General features: G+C 50.0%; 17 protein-coding genes. 8 read left to right on the forward strand and 9 right to left on the reverse strand.

The window, feature by feature from the left end; genetic code table 11:
- Window positions 1-12: 12 nt before the first annotated feature.
- The 6 genes from T499_RS0104065 to T499_RS0104085 all read right to left on the reverse strand — a co-directional run bounded on the left by T499_RS0104065 (window position 13) and on the right by T499_RS0104085 (window position 3555).
- Window positions 13-948 (reverse strand): metallophosphoesterase, encoded by a 936-nt coding sequence (locus T499_RS0104065; protein WP_052173361.1) that lies wholly within the window; start codon window positions 946-948, stop codon window positions 13-15.
- The gene (locus T499_RS0104070) at window positions 945-1706 is read right to left on the reverse strand and encodes a lysophospholipid acyltransferase family protein (protein ID WP_033149823.1); all 762 of its coding nucleotides are present in this window, start codon (window positions 1704-1706) and stop codon (window positions 945-947) included. Before T499_RS0104070 ends, T499_RS0104065 begins: the two co-directional genes overlap by 4 nt.
- A 66-nt stretch (window positions 1707-1772) precedes the next feature.
- Window positions 1773-2522, reverse strand: coding sequence for a polyprenol monophosphomannose synthase (locus T499_RS0104075; RefSeq protein WP_033149824.1), 750 nt, complete (start codon window positions 2520-2522; stop codon window positions 1773-1775).
- A gap of 93 nt (window positions 2523-2615) precedes the next feature.
- Window positions 2616-3095, reverse strand: a complete 480-nt coding sequence (locus T499_RS0104080; protein ID WP_157054504.1) for a hypothetical protein — start codon at window positions 3093-3095, stop codon at window positions 2616-2618.
- Between the two features lie 86 nt (window positions 3096-3181).
- Window positions 3182-3316 carry a type II toxin-antitoxin system PemK/MazF family toxin gene (locus T499_RS15050; protein WP_084162920.1) on the reverse strand — a complete coding sequence of 45 codons (135 nt, stop codon included), beginning with the start codon at window positions 3314-3316 and terminating at the stop codon, window positions 3182-3184.
- Window positions 3313-3555, reverse strand: coding sequence for a hypothetical protein (locus T499_RS0104085; protein WP_033149826.1), 243 nt, complete (start codon window positions 3553-3555; stop codon window positions 3313-3315). The genes T499_RS15050 and T499_RS0104085 overlap by 4 nt, the downstream gene beginning before the upstream one ends.
- 186 nt (window positions 3556-3741) lie before the next feature.
- Between T499_RS0104085 and T499_RS0104090 the strand changes: the two genes are divergently transcribed.
- The 4 genes from T499_RS0104090 to T499_RS0104105 all read left to right on the forward strand — a co-directional run bounded on the left by T499_RS0104090 (window position 3742) and on the right by T499_RS0104105 (window position 9358).
- Window positions 3742-4176 carry an HU family DNA-binding protein gene (locus tag T499_RS0104090; protein ID WP_157054505.1) on the forward strand — a complete coding sequence of 145 codons (435 nt, stop codon included), beginning with the start codon at window positions 3742-3744 and terminating at the stop codon, window positions 4174-4176.
- A gap of 349 nt (window positions 4177-4525) precedes the next feature.
- Entirely contained in the window at window positions 4526-7900 is a 3375-nt protein-coding gene (gene mfd, locus T499_RS0104095) for a transcription-repair coupling factor (protein ID WP_033149827.1), read from the forward strand.
- 110 nt (window positions 7901-8010) lie between these two features.
- Window positions 8011-8436 (forward strand): Hsp20/alpha crystallin family protein, encoded by a 426-nt coding sequence (locus T499_RS0104100; RefSeq protein WP_033149828.1) that lies wholly within the window; start codon window positions 8011-8013, stop codon window positions 8434-8436.
- 175 nt (window positions 8437-8611) lie between these two features.
- The gene (locus tag T499_RS0104105) at window positions 8612-9358 is read left to right on the forward strand and encodes a sensor histidine kinase (protein ID WP_177168138.1); all 747 of its coding nucleotides are present in this window, start codon (window positions 8612-8614) and stop codon (window positions 9356-9358) included.
- Window positions 9359-9367: 9 nt separating this feature from the next.
- On the opposite strand, the gene T499_RS0104110 is transcribed toward T499_RS0104105, so the two are convergent.
- Window positions 9368-10594, reverse strand: a complete 1227-nt coding sequence (locus T499_RS0104110) for an MFS transporter (RefSeq protein ID WP_033149830.1) — start codon at window positions 10592-10594, stop codon at window positions 9368-9370.
- A gap of 126 nt (window positions 10595-10720) precedes the next feature.
- Between T499_RS0104110 and T499_RS0104115 the strand changes: the two genes are divergently transcribed.
- Window positions 10721-11521: a hypothetical protein gene (locus T499_RS0104115; protein WP_143010881.1), complete on the forward strand. Its 801-nt coding sequence runs from the start codon at window positions 10721-10723 to the stop codon at window positions 11519-11521.
- Here the strand turns inward: T499_RS0104115 and T499_RS0104120 are convergent.
- On the reverse strand, window positions 11514-13118 hold the full coding sequence (locus T499_RS0104120) for an L-lactate permease (protein WP_013065494.1): 1605 nt from the start codon (window positions 13116-13118) through the stop codon (window positions 11514-11516). The genes T499_RS0104115 and T499_RS0104120 overlap by 8 nt on opposite strands.
- Window positions 13119-13306: 188 nt before the next feature.
- On the opposite strand from T499_RS0104120, the gene T499_RS0104125 reads away from it, so the two are divergent.
- Genes T499_RS0104125 through T499_RS0104135 form a run of 3 tightly spaced genes read left to right on the forward strand, consistent with a single transcriptional unit; the run spans window position 13307 to window position 18948 of the window.
- On the forward strand, window positions 13307-16402 hold the full coding sequence (locus T499_RS0104125) for an FAD-binding and (Fe-S)-binding domain-containing protein (protein WP_033150188.1): 3096 nt from the start codon (window positions 13307-13309) through the stop codon (window positions 16400-16402).
- 14 nt (window positions 16403-16416) lie between these two features.
- Window positions 16417-17988, forward strand: coding sequence for a carboxylesterase/lipase family protein (locus T499_RS0104130; protein ID WP_232221043.1), 1572 nt, complete (start codon window positions 16417-16419; stop codon window positions 17986-17988).
- A 39-nt stretch (window positions 17989-18027) separates the two neighbouring features.
- Window positions 18028-18948 (forward strand): endonuclease/exonuclease/phosphatase family protein, encoded by a 921-nt coding sequence (locus T499_RS0104135; protein ID WP_232221044.1) that lies wholly within the window; start codon window positions 18028-18030, stop codon window positions 18946-18948.
- A gap of 59 nt (window positions 18949-19007) precedes the next feature.
- On the opposite strand, the gene T499_RS0104140 is transcribed toward T499_RS0104135, so the two are convergent.
- On the reverse strand, window positions 19008-20570 hold the full coding sequence (locus tag T499_RS0104140) for a DUF4957 domain-containing protein (protein WP_052173366.1): 1563 nt from the start codon (window positions 20568-20570) through the stop codon (window positions 19008-19010).
- Window positions 20571-20584 lie beyond the last annotated feature (14 nt).

The following is a 20584-nucleotide window of genomic DNA, read 5'->3' on the forward strand; positions in this document are numbered from 1 at the left end:
AATGTTTAATCTTTAATGTTTAATGTTTAATGTAATCACCACGATCTCCCCTGTGGCCCCAAAGCGGAACGGGATCAATCCCCCTAAGCCTGCAGTCACAAACAGCGATTGACGACCTTCCTCGTACCAGCCGTTAATCTCTTTGCCCGTCAACTTCATCGGCGCCCAACCAAACAGTGCAAACTGCATGTTGTGTGTATGTCCGCTCAGGGTCAGTTGTGCGCGCCCATCGGGCAGTATCTTGCGTCGCCATCCACTCGGGTCGTGCTCCAGCATGATTACAAATGGTGTAGCCCCTTGCAGCGCCTTCTTTACGTCGCCTCGCTGTGGAAATCGCTTGCCGTCGCCATCATTATCCAAGCCCGCTATCGTCAAGCTGTCGTTGCCGCGCTTAATGGTGCAGTTCTCGTTCTGCAGCAGGTGCCAGCCCATGCGCTTCTCCAGAGCGATGGTTTCGCGGCAAGGCTGCGTGTCAAGCCCATCCTTTTGTAGCAAGTACTTATCGTAGTCGTGATTGCCCAGCACGCTGTACACGCCGTCCTTAGCCTTCAGCTGGCTCAGTGTGCTCAGGTGTTCGGCTATCTCCTGCGGATCCACGTTCTGCAGGTCGCCAGTAAACACAATCATGTCGGGCTTCTGTGCATTGATCGAGTCAACCGCCCTTTGCAGCAGCCACTCGTTGCGTCCCGTGTAGCTGCCCACGTGCGCATCCGAAAAGAGCACTATCTTGTAGCCGTCGAAAGCTTTCGGCAGCTCGGCCGATGTATATGTCTGATGGTTCACTTCCAGCTTCTGGAAGCCGATAAACGTGCCGTATAGCGCTATATACCACACCACGGCTGCACCAGCCATCACCAGCTTCTGTCGGCGCTTATAGGCCCAGATGCTGATGGCAGTAAGTGCTATCACAAATAGCACCGTGATGATGATAAATCGGATGATGATCATTGATCGGGATTCTCTACAAAGCCTTGGTATTTAGGGTCGAGTGCCGACATCACCGAGTCGTACGCCTGTCGCAGAGTAGCCTCTACGTTCTCAGGACCCTGTCCTACGGGGTAGATAGGCTCGTGTATGGTCAACGTCATCGGATGCCAGTTCACAAAATTAAAGCCCTTCATGCGTGGCAGGATGTCGAACGATCCGTTGATGGTGAGTGGTACTACTGGCAACTGCAGTTCGTCGGCCAGTGCAAAGGCGCCCTTTCTGAATACGCCCATATGCCCGGTAAACGAGCGTGCACCCTCTGGGAATACCGTTACGCTGTAGCCCTCCTTCAGTATCTCACGTGCATCGTTGTAGGTCTTACGTATCTTGCTGGGGCCGCGCTTATCCACAAATATCTGGTGACTTTTTTCGCACGCATAGCCTAAGAATGGCACCTTGCGCAGCGCCTGTTTCATCATCCACTTAAAGTTGCGGTTCAGATGTCCGTAAATCAGGAATATGTCGAACGAACCCTGATGGTTGGCCACAAACACGTAGCTCTGGTTCTTTTCCAGATGTTCGCGCCCCTCCACCTTTACCGGTATCAGAAACATCTTGAGGATAATCTTTCCCCATATATGGCCAGGCATGTAGCCCCAGAAGTGGCCATTGCCTATGGTGGTACCAATGCCCACCTCGAGTGCTGTAATCATCGTCATCAGCACTATTCCCGGCAAACAAACAATAAACTGGTAGATTCTATATAGTATCTTAAGCATAATGTTCAATGTTCTAATCGTTTCTTTAGTACGCTTGCCTAAGCAAGAATGTTCAATGGTCAATGGTCAATTTTCAATTTTCGGATAGCGTCTCGTCCATCCGTCCCAGCGCAGTTTCATCACGCCAAAGAATGCTTCGCCGAATATGCCACCGCTCATCTTGCTCACACCCTCCTGTCGGTTCACGAATATCACGCTCACCTCCTTGATCTTAAAGCCAATCTTGTAGGCAGTGTACTTCATTTCTATCTGGAAGGCATAGCCCTTAAAGCGAATCTTATCCAGTTCGATGGTCTGCAGTACGCGGCGCTTGTAGCACTTAAATCCTGCAGTGGTGTCGTGTACGTTAAAGCCCGTTACCAAGCGCACGTATTTCGATGCAAAGTAACTCATCAGCACACGTCCGATAGGCCAGTTAACCACGTTCACACCGCTCACGTAACGGCTACCGATAGCCACATCGTAGCCCTCGTCTTTGCAGGCTGCATACAGTCGTGGCAAGTCGTTCGGGTCGTGACTGAAGTCGGCGTCCATCTCAAATATGTATTCGTAGTCGCGCTCCAGTGCCCACTTAAAGCCGGCAATGTAAGCCGTGCCCAGTCCCAGTTTGCCGCTACGCACCACCAGGTGCAGCTGTCCGCCAAACTCGGTAGCCATCAGGCCACGCACAATGGCAGCCGTGCCATCAGGCGATCCATCGTCGATCACCAGTATATGGAAACTCTTCTCCAACCCGAATATCGCGCGTATAATCTTCTCGATATTCTCCTTCTCATTATAGGTTGGTATGATAACTATACTATCGCTTTGCTTCATACTTTCTTTATTAAATCGGTGCAAAGATAGTGCAAATCGAGCGAAATACCAAAGGAAAACTCGTTTTTCTTTGTATGGTTATTGTTGTTTTATTTAATTTTCAAATGTAGAAAATGTTGGTATTACCTTTTTGAAGTAATATCCAGGCCCATCAGCAGCCATGCCATAATCTATAATCATCATACCATCATGAAAACAAAAAGCGGGTCCATCCTCACTGCCGTTGATTGCCAGTCGTTTGTTTCCACCGTCATGTTTGGCTTCAAGAATCTGGTAAGTGTACGTACCGTCATCCAAAAAGGGTTTCATGTTTTTTTCATCATCTTTGTGCGAATGTTGTATTACCAGCATAGTGCTTGGGTTGAATACAACTTCGATATCGCCTTCTGGATATTCTTTAATACCTCCCCATCCGTAGTTGGCCTTAACAAGATGCCAGGTTCCTTCGAGCGTGGTGGGATTCTCTTCGTAAATAAAAGGTGCACCAGGCATCAGCTCATCGTCGCTACTACTGCAGGCAGCAAAAACACATGCCACCATTAATCTCATCATGTTTTTAATTACTCTTTTCATTGCTTTTCTGAATTTATAGTTCTCAATCTATCGTTTTGCTTATATAATCAGAAAAACCTCCAAATCTTGTATCCCTCTGCCAATATTTAACAATTGTTACAAGTGTAGTGATGCTCATTCAACTCTTTAGGACTGACTATTACACATGGGCGTATCTTCTGCATCTCTGCACCGATAGTGGGGTTTGAATCAACCCAATAAACATCATATTGTTTTACTATTGCAGGTCCTCCATTTTCTCATCCTCAAATACGTCGGCTATCATCAGCTTGTCCTCGCCAGCGGCATGAGCCTTTTTGGCTGCTGCAGCCCAGTCTTTACGGGTGGCAACGCCAGTTTTCTTGTTCTGGGCCACAACCAGACCCTTTACATACGCAATGATCTTCTTCATAGCGGTTTCGCTATCTAGCAGCGGATTCATCTCGCGGGACAGTTCTTCACGTAGTTCTATTGCTGTCATAATCGTTGTTGTTTATTTGTTCTGCGTGCAAAGATACGAAGATGTATTTAAAGTTTCAAATATTTTTGTTACTTTTGCATTCCGGAACGACCGAAGTAGCTAACACAACAACTAATTATCTAAGCCCAGGATCGATTTGTTGGGCTGCTTTCCTGGCTATGGGCGCACGATTGGATTACCCAGACCGTGGATACGGAGATGCTGGCCACTATCATGCAGCGTAACTGTACCTTGAAAAAGGCCGATATCGTGGCTGTGATCTCTGAGCTCATCGAGACGATGGCCGACCAGTTACAGGATTCTAAGCGTGTGAAGCTGAATGGCTTTGGATCGTTTAAGATCGGTATCCGTGGTGAGGGCGCTGACAGCGCTGCTGACTTCAGCACCAGTAAGAACATCAAGGGCTTGCACGTGCTGTTTCAGCCCGAGGTAAAAACCGATGGTAGTGGTCTGCGTCAGAAGACCTTCATCACTGGTTGTAGTGTGCAGGAGGCGCCAAAGAACGATGTCGACACCACTAAGCCCGCTAACAGCGGTAGCAACGGTGGTGGCACTGGTGGCAGCACCCAGCCAAGCAACGGTGGTAACGGCGGTGGCAGCCACGAGCCCATCGGGGATTAAGTTTTAGGCACGAATTTCGCGAATTAACGCGAAGAAAAAATAATTCGTGTGAATTCGTGTAATTCGTGCCAAATGTGAAACGATTAATTGAAAGAAAGGAGGAATTATGATGAAGAACTGGAGGACTTATGCAAAGTTCCTTTTGGCAGTGCTAACCGCCTTGTTAGGAGCGGCAGGAGCAGCTGCTTCGGGCGTACAAATCGTGTAAACGCTTCGCTTGTCGAAGAAATCGTGTAGCGCCAGAGTGTGTTTAGGCACGAAATACGCGAATTAACGCGAAGAAAATAAATTAATTCTTGTAAATTCGCGTTATTCGTGCCTTTTTTTGTATCTTTGTCCGCGAATCACAATGAAGATAGAAGAACTAGAGAAGGTATATGCCAAGTTGCCACAGGTGGCGGCGCTGGCTCATGAGATAGAAAATGCGGCTACACGACGTATTTTCCTTGAGGGGCTGTTGGCCTCGAGTGCACCCATGTTGTTTGGTAGTCTGGCTGCTAAGTGCAAGTCGCCCATCCTGTTTATACTGCAGGATGCCGAGGAGGCGGGCTACTTTTATCACGACCTGACACAGCTGTTGGGCACCCGACAGGTGCTGTTCTTCCCCAGCAGCTACCGTCGTGCCATCAAGTACGGACAGCTTGATTCGGCCTCACAGATCCTGCGCACCGAGGTGATGACACAGATCGACAAATCGGTGTTCATCGTAACCTATCCCGAGGCGCTGGCCGAAATGGTGGTGCCTAAGCAAACGCTGAACGACCGTACGGTGGTGATTGAGAAAGGGCAGGAGGTACCCGTAGGCGATATTACCAAGCAGTTGCGCGAGTTGGGCTTTAACGAGGTGGACTACGTGTACGAGCCCGGACAGTTTGCGTTGCGTGGCTCTATCCTCGACGTGTATAGCTACAGCTGCGAGTACCCGTATCGTATCGACTTTTTTGGCGACGATGTGGAGAGCGTGCGCACCTTCCAGGTAGAGGATCAGCTCTCGCTCGATGCACGTGACAGGGTAGAGATAGTGCCTGAACTGGAGGCCGACGAGGCAGCTCAGGAGCCGTTCCTGTCGTTGTTGCCCCAAGATACCATCATAGCCACCAAGGACTATCTGTATGTGCGTGATGCCATCGATGCCGCTTTCCAGGAGGATATGCCGCTGGTAACAGGCGTGCAGTTCATGCATCAGGCCGAGGGCTTCCGCAGGATTGAGTTCGGACATCGCCAGTCAATGGTCCGCTCCAGCTCTGCTGGCTTGCAAGGCAAGAATGGTCAATGGTCAATGATCAGCTTCCACATCACCATTCAGCCTCTGTTCCATAAGAACTTTGAGATGCTGTTTCAGGCTTTCGACAACTATCTGCACCAGGGTTACCAGGTGTATATACTGGCCGACAGTGCCAAGCAGAACGAGCGCTTGAAGGATATCTTTGCACAGCGTGCCGAAAACGAGGGTGAGCATGCACAGATACGTTTTACACCGGTAGATAAGACACTGCACGAGGGTTTTATCGACGACGACCTGAAGGTGTGCTTCTTTACCGACCACCAGATATTTGACCGTTTCCACAAGTACAACCTGAAGAGCGACAAGGCCCGTAGCGGAAAGATGGCGCTGACGCTGAAGGAGATACAGCAGTTTGAGATTGGTGACTACGTGGTACACGTGGATCATGGTGTGGGACGATTCGGCGGACTGGTACGCATGCCGCAGGGCGATGGCTATCAGGAGATGATCAAGCTCACCTATCAGCATGGCGATGCCATCTACGTGAGCATCCACTCGCTGTATAAGGTGGCCAAATACAAGTCGCAGGATAATGGCGAGGCACCACGACTCTCTACCTTGGGTACGGGGCAGTGGGAGCGCCTGAAGGAGCGCACCAAGCAGCACATTAAGGAGATAGCACGCGACCTGATAAAACTGTATGCCAAGCGTAGGAAGGAAAAGGGCTTTGCCTTTAGTCGCGACTCGTATCTGCAGCACGAGCTGGAGGCATCGTTCCTGTATGAGGATACACCCGACCAGCTGAAGGCTACGCAGGATGTGAAAGCCGATATGGAAAAGGCACGACCCATGGACCGACTGGTGTGCGGTGATGTGGGCTTTGGCAAGACCGAGGTGGCTGTACGTGCAGCCTTTAAAGCCGCTGTGGATGGCAAGCAGGTGGCTGTGCTGGTGCCCACTACGGTATTGGCCTATCAGCATTTCCGTACGTTCAGCAACCGACTGAAAGACATGCCTGTAACGGTGGATTACCTGACGCGTGCACGTACCACTAAGGATACCAATCGCATACAGAAAGATCTGGCCGAGGGTAAGATAGATATCATCATCGGCACGCACCGACTGATTAGCAAGAGCGTGAAGTTTAAGGACTTGGGACTGCTGATTATCGACGAGGAGCAGAAGTTCGGTGTATCAACCAAGGAAAAGCTGCGCCAGATGAAGACATCGGTAGATACACTCACGATGAGTGCCACACCTATACCACGTACGCTGCAGTTCTCGCTGGTGGGCGCACGCGATCTGAGTGTGATACAAACGCCACCACCTAACCGCTATCCGATACAGACCGAGATCCATACCTTTAGTCCGGAGATTATTGCCGAGGCTGTGAACTACGAGATGAGCCGAAACGGACAGGTGTACTTTGTGAACAACCGTATTTCGGATTTGCAGCATATAGCCGAGATTATACAGAAGTATGTGCCCGATGCGCGTATATGTATCGGACACGGACAGATGAAGCCCGAGGAACTGGAAAAGATTATCCTCGACTTCTCGAACTACGATTACGACATACTGCTCTCGACCACTATCGTTGAGAACGGTATCGACATACCTAATGCCAATACCATCATTATTAATGGCGCCCACAACTTCGGACTGAGCGATCTGCACCAGATGCGCGGACGTGTGGGACGTGGCAACCGCAAGGCCTTCTGTTATCTGCTGGCACCACCACTCTCGGCATTGAACCCGGAGAGTCGCCGACGACTGGAGGCCCTCGAGAACTTCTCCGACTTAGGTTCGGGTATTAACATCGCCATGCAGGATCTGGACATCCGTGGTGCCGGAAACCTGTTGGGCTCGGAGCAGAGCGGCTTTATTGCCGACTTGGGTTACGAGACGTACCAGAAGATTCTGAGTCAGGCAATGGCTGAACTGAAAAACGAGGAACCTGAGTTTGCTGCCGTTGAAAAGGCCGAGGCCAAAAACGCTCAACTGTCAACTGTGGGCTCTCAACTGGCGTGGGTTGACGACTGTGCGCTGGATAGCGATATCGAGATGTACTTCCCCGATCAGTATGTGCCGAGCGATTCGGAGCGCATGCTGCTGTATCGTGAGCTTGACAACCTGGCTAACAGTACCCAGTTGGAGTTGCAGCTGGATGCCTATCGTAAGCGTTTGGTTGACCGTTTTGGTGCCATACCAGCTGTGAGCGAGGAACTGATTCTGGTGGTACCGTTACGTGTGGCCGGTAAGCAGCTGGGTATCGAGAAAATCATGCTGAAGCAGCAGAAGATGTTCTTCTATTTTGTGAGTCGCGACGATAGTCCTTACTTCCAGAGCGAGGCCTTTGGTAAGATACTGCAGTACGTGTCGCGCTATCCCCGTAAGTGCAACTTCCGCGAGGGTAAGGGCAAGCACTCGGTGGTGATTTCGGAAGTACCTACTGTAGCTTCTGCGCTGACAATCTGTCAGGAGATTCTGTCAATCTGACGCATAATTTGCCTCTGGTATCTGTTTTGCAATCATGGCTTGTGAACGCCACTAGGCGCTCAACAACATGGTTTAACAATTTAAAAAAATAGAATTAGGAGGTAAAAATTATGATGCCAGTAATGAGAACTAACAGTTGGATTCCAAGTGTATTTGCAGATTTGTTCGACACCGAGTATATGCCGAAGGCAAATTGCACAGCACCTGCTATTAACGTAAAAGAAAGCGACAAGGCCTACACCGTAGAGCTTGCAGCACCGGGCATGAAGAAGGAGGATTTTAATGTTCATATTAACGATGAGGGCAACCTGATTATTAAGATGGAACAGAAGCAGGAGCACAAGGATGAGGATAAGAATATGCGCTATCTGCGCCGCGAGTTCTCGTACTCGAAGTTTGAGCAGACACTGATACTGCCCGACGATGTGAAGAAGGAGGACATTAAGGCACGCGTAGAGAACGGAGTACTTACCGTAGAGTTGCCTAAGATAGAAGAAGAGAAGGTAAAGCTATCGCGACAGATAGACATTGCATAATAAAACATTGGAGAAGCAGTTAACAAATGTTAACTGCTTCTTTTTTTTCGGATTATTTCTTATCTTTGCAGTCTAAAACCTAAAATACAGCATTATGAGTTGGCAATCGATTATTTTTATTCTGATTCTGGTTTTGTTTGCAATCTGTCTTTTTTTGGTGCAGCATTATTATCACGTGCGCCTAAGAAATGAAATAGGTCGTGCACAGCGTAGCGAGCGTATTAAAACGGTGTTTATGGCCAATGTGAGTCATGCCTTGCGTACGCCTTTGAATGCTATTATTACCGATAGTCAGAAGCTGCTGGATAATGAAGAGTCTGATCCGAAGAAACTGAAAGCCATGATGACTACCATTAACCAGAATGGTAAGCAGCTGCTGTATTTTATATCGCAGCTACTCGAACTGTCGAGCTTTGATAGTAATATGGCCACTTTTACCTTGATAGAGGTGAATCTGGCCGAGCTGATAGCGTCGTATCGCCGTGAGGCTCAGCGCGACGCAGGTGCCAATGTACAAGTAGTTGTACGTTCGCCATTATCGCCTCACGCCAAGGGCATGGTAGATACCAACCTGATGTATCAGCTGATGACACACCTGTTGCACAATGCGCTTGCGCACACCCAGGAGGGTACCATTACCATCGATTATGATTATGCCGATAATGGCTTGAAGATAGAAGTGATTGATACAGGCGACGGTGAGCCTCAGGACTTCAAGTCGAACTTCTCAACACTCATTCAGGGTAACGATTCGCTGGCACTGTTTAATCAGCGTTCGGGTCTGGGCTTATCTATCTGCAAGTCGATTGTTGAGGGGCTGCATGGCACCATCGACCTGAAGTCGGAGAAAGGCAAGGGTACCCATGTTACGGTTTGGATACCTTGTAAGATGCGCGACATGAAGAAGGGGCTGGTACGCTAATCATTGATTTTATCGTACGGTAGGATTGAGGTTACGGCGCAGGAAGAAGGCGCGCGTAGCCAGGAAATACGTGGCTACACCCGTACCGTTAACGAGTACTACCGTCCAGAAGGCTGCGCTATAGCTAATGAGCTCGGCTACGATACCACCAGCCAGAATACCTAATCCCATACCGATATCCCACGAGATAAGGATGGTACTGTTGGCAGTGCCACGCTGTTTGTTGGTGGCCACATTGATGGTCATGTTCTGGAACGCAGGCCACATATGACCGTTGCCTAAGCCAATCAACAATGCGGAACCGTAGTAGCCGATGAACATTGACCATTGAACATTGACCATTGAACATTGAGTTAGCGTTGGCATTAAAATGAACAATGTGTAGCCTACCAGGGAGATGACCATACCGGTAGCGGCGTTATGGGTTACACGACCGTCGCGGAGGGCTTTGCTACCCTGCAGGCGACTGAGGATAAGACCTACTGAGCACAGCATGAAATAGGTGCCTGTGCCACCGGTAATACCCATTACCTCCTTACCATAAATGGCCAGATAGTTGCTAAGCACACCAAAACTAAAGCCAAAAGCCACCATGTTCAGGCCCAACAGCCAGCCACGTGTAAGGAAGAAGCGGTCGAGTGAGAGCCTTGAGCTTCTAGCCTGGCTAGAATCTCTAGGCTTAAGCTTTACAGTACTATCGATCAGCCAGCCTGTGGTGGCTACGATGAGCGCTAACCAGAACAGAAACTCGAAGCTGTTGGTAAGCTGGTAGATGAAAATGCCGATGGTGGGGGCGATGGCCATGGCCAGATTGTTGCTCAAGCCGTAATAGCCGATACCCTCGGTACGACGGCTGCTGGGCAGCACATCGATGGCCACGGTAGAATTGGCCACGGTGAGGGCGCCGAACGGACCGCCATGCAGCGTGCGCACAATGGTGAACAGCAACAGGGTAGAGGCGGCCAGGTAGCCGGCAAAGAAGATGGCAAACACGCTAAACGACACCATGAGCACCATTTTGCGGGGAAACGAATCTACTACATAGCCGCTGAACGGACGAAACAGCAGGGCGGTGATGGTATAGCCCGAAAGCACCAGTCCGATCACGTCCTTAGTGGCTCCGAAGTGCTCGCTCAGGTAGAGCGGCAACAGTGGTGTAAGCACGTAAAAGGCAAAAAACAACGTAAAGTTGGCTGCCATTACCTTGCAGTAGTTCCTATTCCAAAGTTTATCCATTTCGGGTGCAAAGGTACGATTAAGCGCGCACAAAACAAAACAACTAACGTTAACGAACTATAATGAGGCTTAACTTTTGCCCTTGGCGTGCGTCTAACATCAAAAAAATCATTATCAACTATAAGTATGAAACGAATTGTAATGCTTTCGGCTGTAGCCCTGCTCATGTCATCGGCTGCTATGGCTCAGACCAAAGAGGTGAAGATTGGTGATGTAACCATGACCATCACCCCCGAAAAGGGCGCTAAAATCACGTCGCTCAAGTATCAGGATCAGGAAGTTATTTCGCAGCTCAGGTGGCCCGAAAGCTTCGGTAGCACCTTCTGGACAAGTCCGCAGAAGGAGTGGAACTGGCCTCCCGTATTCGAACTCGACAAGGGCGTGTACGAGGTGGTAGAGAAAGACGGGCATCTGGTGATGACCAGTCCGGTATCGGAGAAGCTGAAGTACCGTGTGCGCAAGGACTTCAGTACCGACAAGAAGGATGGTGCCATTGTGATTACCTATTCGATCATAAACGAGAGTGGTGAGGAACGTAAAGTGGCTCCTTGGGAGATTACCCGTGTGCCTAATGCCGGTGTGATTAAGTTTGATGCCCCTGTGGAGAGCATCTGGCCTGCTGGCTTGATGAACTTTGAGCAGAAAGACGGAGTGGCTTGCTATGCTGCCGACGAGGCCCAGCAGAACCGTAAGGTGAATGCCGACGGTAAGGGCTGGCTGAGCTACGAGAACAACGGACTGGTGCTGACCAAGAAGTTTGCCGACCTGAAGGCTGATGAGCCTGCTCCTGGTGAGGCCGAGATTCAGGTGTACGTGAACCGTGGCAAGACCTATATAGAACTCGAGAGCCAAGGTGCTTATACAACCCTGGCTCCCGGTGCTGAGCTAAGCTGGACGGTACGCTGGTACCTGCAGCCTGCTAAATAACGTGCAAGCCTAAGAATACCATCAGGCCGTTCATCAGTATCCAGAAGATAGCGAACGGCATGGTCTTACGCATAATATCGCCATCCTGACCCTCCATATCACATGCTGCGGTTGCGATGGCGATACTTTGTGGCGACAGCAGCTTACCACCTTCGGAACCGGCACAGTTGGCTGCAGCAAGCCAGTTGGTCTCGCTACCACTCACACCAAAGAAAGTGCCCTGGTTAACCAATCCTAAGTCGGTAGCGGCAGTGGCCTGCAGCTTACCAAACAGAATGTTGGCGTTGGTGGCACTACCTGTAACAAACGTACCGATAGAACCGATGAGCGGTGCAAAGAATGGGAAGGCCACGCCGGTAAGCATTACCAGACCCTTAGCGATATCGTTAGTCATACCTACATTGTTCATGAGCATAGCCATGGCCACCAGACAGCAGATGGTAACCACCGTCTTCTGCAGGTTCAGTGTGGTCTTGGCCAGCAGTTTCAGCAAGGCACCGATACTCATGCCCTGAATCAATCCGCCAATCACAGCACCCAGGAAAATCATCAGTCCGGCATTCGACAGCCAGCCAAACTTAAAGGTGTTGCCAATAACGGGCAGTTCGAACTTGGTAACCAGTGTACTACCCAACAGCTCGTTAACAGGAGGCACAATCTTACTACTGATCAGGATGAAGAAGATAATCAAACCGTAAACACTCCAGGCCTTGAGCGTTTTAACCAGACCGAAGTTCTTCTTCTCAACCTTCACCTCGTCATTAGGATTCTCATCGTGTATAAACAGCTTGTTGTAAATCAGCATGGCGGCGATGGCGGCTACCGAACCCAGAATGGCTGGTGTCTCAGGACCGATAAAGTGGGCACAGCAGAACTGCACGATAATAGAGAACGAACCCACAAACAATGCAATGCAGATGTTCTTGACAACCTTGGTCTTATCGGTAAGCATCAGGATAAGGAACGGGGTGATAAAGAACATGAGCGACAGCTGCAGGATAATAAAGGTGGCTACCTCGCAAAGCTCCTCGGGGGTAGCGGTACCGCTGGCAGCAACCTGGTTGGCCAGTGTGGTGGCGGGCAATCCCACAGCACCAAAGCCTACAGCTACGGTGTTGGCAATCAAACAGATTACAGCCGAGAACATGGGCTTGAAACCTAAGCCAATCAGGATGGCTGCCGGGATGGCCACAGCCGTACCAAAGCCTGCCATACCTTCGAGCACACCACCAAGACCCCATGTAAGCAGCAGTACCAGCAGACCTTTATCCGAGGTCATCTGGATAAACTGCGTTTTAATCGTCTCGATCTCCTTGGTTTCGCAAAGGATGTTATAACTGAATATCGCACATATAATAATAAGTATGATAGGGAAGCAGGCCTTGAGCAGTCCCTCGACTACCGACCATAGCGTGATGCCAACAATGCTTGCCTGTGCATACTTCTCGGGCACAATGCCTAAGGCTGGTGCTGCGAACAGTGCCAATACAACGGTTACAATCAGCGTAACGATAGCGCTCTTGTAGCCAGATACCTTGAAACCCATCATTAATACAATGAGTAACAGAATAGGGATAGCAGATACTAATGCTGACATAGGATTTTAGTGTTAGTGAATATTTATATAAGTTCTGCCGACAAATATACGAAAACTTTTGATACGTACCACGATTTTTTTGTGAAAAAATCAAAAGAGTCAAAAAAACGTTGAAAAAGTGTGGTGATATCGAAAAATTTTGTATATTTGCTCACAAAAATCGAAGTATAACTAAACCCAAGCGCCCTATGCTAAACGAATTCTTATCAGAACTTCGGCGATTCATGCCTGCCGAGCGCATTTACACCGACGAGCTACGTACCTTAGGTTGGGGTACCGACGCCAGTTTTTATCGCCAGATTCCGAAGGTAGTGCTTCGTAGTGATGGTGAGGCCGAGATATCAAAGATTGTACAGTTGTGCGACAAGTATAAACTGCCCTTTACCTTCCGTGCTGCTGGCACATCGCTCTCGGGACAGAGCTGTACCGACAGCGTGCTCATTGTGGCTGGCAAGCATTGGGAGAAGTATATGCTTTCGGATACAGCCGAGAGCATCAAGCTGCAACCTGGTATAGTGGGGGCGAGGGTTAATCAGATACTGAAGCCATACGGACGTGTGTTCCCACCCGATCCGGCATCTATCGGTGCTGCCATGGTAGGTGGTATCGTGGTAAACAATGCCTCGGGTATGAACTGCGGCGTGCATGCCAATAGCGACCGTATGCTGCTATCGGCGCGTATCATCCTGACGGATGGTACGGTACTGGATACTGGCGACCCGGTGAGTCGCGAAGCATTCAAGAAACAACATCCTGATTTTATCTCTAAGATCGAGGCACTGCGTGACAAGGTACGTGCCGACCAGGAGCTGACTAATCGCATTACCAAGAAATACAGTATTAAGAATGTAACGGGTTTGAATCTGCGCCCACTGGTGGCTTACGACGACCCGTTTGATATCATCGCACACTCTATCGTAGGTAGCGAGGGTACACTGGCCTTCCTGTCGGAGGTAACGATGAAAACACTGAAGGACTATCCGTTCAAGGCATCGGCCATGGTTTACTTTATGACCATGAAGGAGAGTTGCGAGGCTGTGGTGGCTATGAAGAAGCTGAAGGCTGGCGACGAAGACCTGGAGATGAGCGCCGAGAACCTGATGGTGAAGAGTGCCGAGATGCTCGACTATAAGTCGCTATCATCGGTTGATGATCCCGTTTATCTGCAGTATAAGCAGGATGTGGATGCCGGTAAGATTGAGGGCGTGCAGCCTGGCGATTACCATAACTTAACGGCTATACTGACCGAGACCAAGGGTATTACCCACGATCAGCTGCTGTTGAAGATCGAGAAGATTAAGGAGTGCTTAGGTCCATTCAAACTCTATATTCCTGCCGAGTTTACCGAGGATCCGGCTGTGTACGGTAAGTACTGGGCCATCCGTAGCGGTATATTCCCATCGGTAGGCGGTACACGTCCGGTAGGCACCTCGTGCCTGATTGAGGATGTGGCATTCCCCATCGAGAGTCTGCCTGAGGCTACCGTGAAGTTGCAGAAGCTGATAGCCGATCATGGCTACGACGATGCATGTATCTACGGTCATGCCTTTGAGGGTAACTACCACTTTATCTTGAATCAGAGCTTTGCCGATGAGCACGAGGTGGCCCGTTATGCCGAGATGATGCGCGATGTGGCCAAGCTGGTGGTAGAGGGCTACGACGGCAGTTTGAAGGCCGAGCACGGTACAGGTCGCAACATGGCACCGTTTGTGAAGTACGAGTGGGGCGAGAAGGCCTACGAGGTGATGAAGGAGCTGAAGGCTATCTTCGACCCGAACGGACTACTGAACCAGGGTGTGATATTCAACGACGATCCCGACTGCTTTATCAAGTGCCTGAAGCCGCTGCCTGAGTTGGATTACGATTTCAAGAGTGTGCCTGATGGCGGCCATTATCTGATGGATCCCAAGCTGAGTACAGCCAAGGAAACCATCGAGCAGGTGAAGCGTGCCAACAAGTGTATTGAGTGCGGATTCTGCGAGGTTAACTGTATGTCGTGCGGACTCACACTATCTTCTCGTATGCGTATCGCCGTACAGCGCGAGATTCGTCATCTGATTAAGACCGGTGAGGACGACGAGCGCCTGGAGCGCCTGCAGAAACAGTATAAGTACTATGGCGATCAGACCTGTGCTACCGATGGTCTGTGTTCAACGTCATGCCCCATGAAGATAAACACAGGTGAGCTGACGCACCTGATACGACAACTGGATATGAACACACGTCCGTTGGGCTACTGGGTGGGCGATTATGCATCCAAGCACATGGCGGGCATTAAGAGCGGACTGCGCGTAGTGCTCGACGTGGCACATGCCGCACACGTCACACTCGGTCCGACACTGATGACTACCGTATGTCGTACGATGAACAAGATGGGCCTGCCACTCTGGACTACCGCTATGCCTAAGAAGCATCGCCAGCCCAAGAAGAGCGACCTGACGCAGTTTATCATTAATTCCATTGACCATTCACCGTTGACCATTGACCATTCTGCTGCGCAAACAGAAGATAAAAATGTTCAATGTTCAATGTTCCGCTCCAGCTCTGCTGGCTTGCAAGGCAAGAATGTTCAATGTTCAAAGGTGGTTTACTTCCCCAGCTGTATCAATCAGACCATGGGACAGTCGAAGAGTGGTGGCAAGATTCACGACCTGGTGGATGAGGTGATACAGTTGATGGCTAAGGCTGGCTACGAGGTAATCTTCCCAGAGGGCATGGAGCGTATGTGCTGTGGCCAGATATGGGAGAGTAAGGGTATGCTGGATATTGCCGACCGTAAGAGTGCCGAACTGGAGGCAGCCCTGTGGAAAGCCAGCGAGGAGGGTAAGTATCCTGTGCTGTGCGCCCAGAGTCCGTGTCTGCACCGTATGAAGAAGGTGATGCATAAGATGCACCTCTACGAGCCTGCCGAGTTTATTATGAAGTTCCTGGTACCTCGATTGGATTTCCATCCTATCGACCGTCATATAGCACTGCACCTGACGTGTTCTACGCGACAGATGGGTGTAGATAAGGATATGATAGCTTTGGCTAAGCTGTGCTCTAACAACGTGTTCCTACCCGAGGGTGTGGGCTGTTGCGGCTTTGCTGGCGACAGAGGCTTTACTTTCCCAGAGCTGAATAAGTACGGATTGCGCAAGCTGCGCCCACAGATTGAGGCTAACCATATCGAGGTGGGCTACTCTAACAGTCGTACCTGTGAGATCGGTCTCGAATCGAACACAGGCATACCTTATATGAGTATTGTGTATCTGGTAAATGAATGTACAACAACTAAAAAATAATAATTAAACAAGTGATGAAAGTGTTACTTAGAAAACTGTTGCTGGTTGTCATTGTGATGGCAGCCAGCACTGCTGTGCAGGCGCAAGCGCTCCTGACTACACATGTAGAGACTGGTGATGTACAAGGTGTACTGGACGATGGACTGGCCGTGTATAAGGCCATCCCATACGCAGCACCTCCTGTTGGTAATCTGCGTTGGCGCGCTCCACAGCCTGCCAAGGCCTGGGAGGGTGTACGCGTGTGCGATGAGTTTGGGAAAATGCCTCCACAGCCCACACGTCCTGGTCGTACGGCCGATATGATGAGCGAGGACTGCCTGTATCTGGGTATTGCCACACCAGCTAAGACCGTAAACGACAAACTGCCTGTGATGGTATGGATTCACGGTGGCGGTTTCCAGACCGAGTGGTATGGTGGCGACCTGTGGAAGCACCTGGCACTGCGTGGTGTAGTGATCGTGAGCATCGAGTACCGTACAGGTGCCTTAGGCTTTATGGCCCATCCCGAACTGACTAAGGAAAGCAAAGACGGCCATTCGGGTAACTACGGATTGTTAGACCAGATTTATGCCCTGCAGTGGGTACAGCGTAACATTGCCCAGTTTGGTGGCGATCCTGATCAGGTAACCATCTTTGGTGAGAGTGCTGGTGCCATCAGCTGTAGCATGCTGTGTGCATCGCCTTTGGCACGTGGTTTGTTCCATCGTTGTATCAGTCATAGCGGTGGCTCGTTTGCGCCTTGGAGCGATGCGCCACGTTCGTTAGGACTTGATGCCTCGCAGAAGGGTGCCGAGCAGCAGGGTGTGGCCTTTATGAAGCATCTGAAGAAAAAGAATCTGAAGCAGCTGCGTGCCATGGATGCCATGGCACTGTGCGATGGTAACGTGGGCTTTGCTGGTTTCTGGCCTTGCGTGGATGGTTACGTGATTTGCGACGACCAGTATCGTATGTATGAGCGCGGCGAGTATAACGATGTGCCTGTAATCGTGATGACCAACAGTGACGAGGGTGCGCTGTTTGCCCCAGGTAACATTACTGCCGAGGACTATCAGAAAACGCTGAAGAGCATTTTTGGTGCTTGGGCCGACGAGGCATTGAAGTTCTATCCTGGTGCTACCAACGACGAGGCTTGGCACGGCTTTGGCGATGCCTTCCGTGATATGGGCTTTGCATGGCCATCGTATGCATGGGTTAGCTTGCAGGCCAAGACTGGTAAGAGTGCGGCTTATGCGGCTTATCTGGCTCAGCCTTCGGAGATGAGTTTTTCACGTGATCCACGTCGTAAGGGTGTGGCTCATGCCGATGATATCATGTACCTGAACGGTCACTTCCTGCTGCAGAGCGAAAAATATCCTGCCGAGAGTGCAGTGGCCGAAATCATTCAGCAGTACTGGATAAACTTCGCCAAGACGGGTAATCCTAACGGTAAGGGGCTGCCTTACTGGCCAACCTTCGACGAGAGCAAGCCAACCACTATGCAGTTCAGCAATGGTGCATCGCTGATTAATGTGCCTAACCGTGAGCAGATTGATTTCGTGGATCGTTACTATCGTGCAAAGCGTGCCGAAGTAGAATCGAACAGATAATTTATTCAATTCATTTACACAAATAATTAAACGCTACTAATGAAAGTATTCAGTAAACTTATGCTGGTTGCCATGATGATGGCAGCCAGCATTGCTACACAGGCCCAGGAACTTTACGTGGGCAGTTACAACATTCGTTACCAGAACGACGGCGATGCCAAAGCAGGTAATGCCTGGCAGCAGCGCATGCCGGTATTGTGCGGTCAGATACTGTTTGAGCATCCGGACATCTTTGGTGCTCAAGAGGTATTGGAGTCGCAGCGTCAGGACTTATTAAAGCAACTGACCGATTACGACTGTATCGGTTTAGGTCGCGATGATGGTAAGCATGCCGGCGAGCACTCAAACATCTTCTACGACCGTAACAAAATCAAACTGTTGGATCATGGCGACTTCTGGTTGTCGGAAACCCCTGAGAAGCCTGGTTTGGGTTGGGATGCCGCATGTGTGCGTATCTGTTCGTGGGGTTATTTTAAACTCAAGGGTACCAGCCTGAAGTTCTATTACTTTAATCTGCACATGGACCACGTAGGTACTGTGGCACGCCGCGAGGGTGCCAAACTGGTGGTGCAGCGTATCAAAGAGATTGCTAAGGGTAAGCCCGTGGTGCTGACAGGTGATTTCAATGTTGATCAGACTAACGAGATTTATGGTATCTTTACACAGTCGGGTGTATTGGACGACAGCTTTGAGAAGGCTCAGTTCCGCTTTGCCGAGAACGGTACCTTTAACAGCTGGGATCCTGAATTGAAGACCGCCAGTCGTATCGACCACGTGTTTGTATCGCCAGCCTTTACCGTACAGCGTTACGGCGTGCTGACCAATACCTACTGGTCGGAAGCACCCCAACAAACAGATACAGTAAAAGGCGCCGATGCTCCTCAGGAGATTAATTTCCAGAAGCATCAAAAGCGCCTTCCTTCTGATCATTATCCCGTATTTGTACGTCTTACGTTCTAAACAAAGAAAGAGCTGTGCATCATGCACAGCTCTCTTTTTTTTATGTAATCACTTGTGGATTAGAACCAGCGTGGGTCACCAGCCTTGTTATCCTTCACGGCATCGTTGCCTACAGTGAAGTCGCCATTAGCGGCATCCTTGAACTGAGGATCGGCAATGGTTCCGCTCTTATCTACGAAGAGGGCATTGGCGTTGGCACCTTCGGTTACGTAACCATCAGCTCCTGAGTAGAAGTTGTTCTCGAATGTAGGCACGGCGGTATTCTTCTGGTTAGAGAAGTTACCGGCAGAGGCGGTTACGATGTTGTTGGTGAATGTGATACTGTTGCCCTTGAAGCGAACATAGAGGATGCGCTTTCCTGCATCGTTACAAGCACCTACGATGGTGTTGTGATCGATGGTGATGACAGGAGCTACACCGGCAAAGTTGCTTGACTTGTCGTCGTAGCGTACCAGGTCACGACCCTTACAAGAGTTCCAAATAGTGTTGTTGGTGATGTTGAGCATCAGGATAGCACCTGCACGGCAGTCGAACATATCACCACCATCACACTCGATGTTGCTGATGAGACAGTTGTTAATAACCAAGCTGTTAATCTTAGCAGCCTTATTCACATAGTAGAATCCCTTGGTGTAGTTGGCCACCTCGCTATTGTTAACAGTGAAGTGGTCGATGGTGTTGGCAGCTGTGAAATCGAATGCCTGACCGCCATCGGTGCCCTTACCATCGAGTGTTACCTGATCGATAGTGAGCGAAGCTTCTACCTTGAAACGGCCCTGGATAACAGGATGATCGTTCTGGCGCAGACCCTTGATGGTGAGATTCTTGCTAACCGTTACTGAACCGCCAAATGCAGCCTCGTCGGTAGCGATACCGTATGTGCCAGGCTCCACAATGAGGCGATAGCCTTCAGGAGCGTCGGTGATGGCCTGTGCGATATTAGAACCGGCCTTAACCAGGATGTCGGTCTCTTCGAGATATACGCCTGTGGTGAAGCTAATCTTACCACGGGTTTTACCGTTTGCACGTGCCATTACAGCGGTGTACTCGGTCTCAGGTGTAAGACCTGTAACGGTAGCAGCACCAGCTGCGATATCGGCAGCTGTGATGTTATACACAATGTTGCCAGGAGTCAGGGTGATGGTGGCAGCCTCTTCGCCGGCTGTCCAGCGCAGAGTCACTTCCTTTGCCTTGATATCCTCTTCCTTCACGTTCTTGAACAGCTGCTCGGCCTCGGTCTTGGCATACACACCGCTCCACTTTGAGTCGCGTGTGGCATCGCCATCGGTGGCCTGAACACGGAATGAGTACTGGGTTTCGCCATCCAGACCTGTTATAAGCACGGGCACCTGATCGGGTGTTACAGAGAAACTCTGTACGGGAGAACCGGCAAAGGTTAAGCTGTCGTTGGCATAAACCTCAACATTATAGTTGGTTACGCCATCGCCAAGGTTCCAGCTCAGTTCGATATTGGTGCGGTTGCGCACCTTGGCCTCTACGCTGGTGGGCGAGAAATTACGGTTATACACAATGCTCGTAATCTCGTCGGCAACGTCGCTACATGAAGCTAAAGCCACAGTAGCCAGACCAAATACGATAGATTTTAAATATATTTTTTTCATAAAAAATCTTCAAT

The sequence above is a fragment of the Prevotella sp. RM4 genome, assembly GCF_000701965.1.
Lineage (GTDB): Bacteria > Bacteroidota > Bacteroidia > Bacteroidales > Bacteroidaceae > Prevotella > Prevotella ruminicola.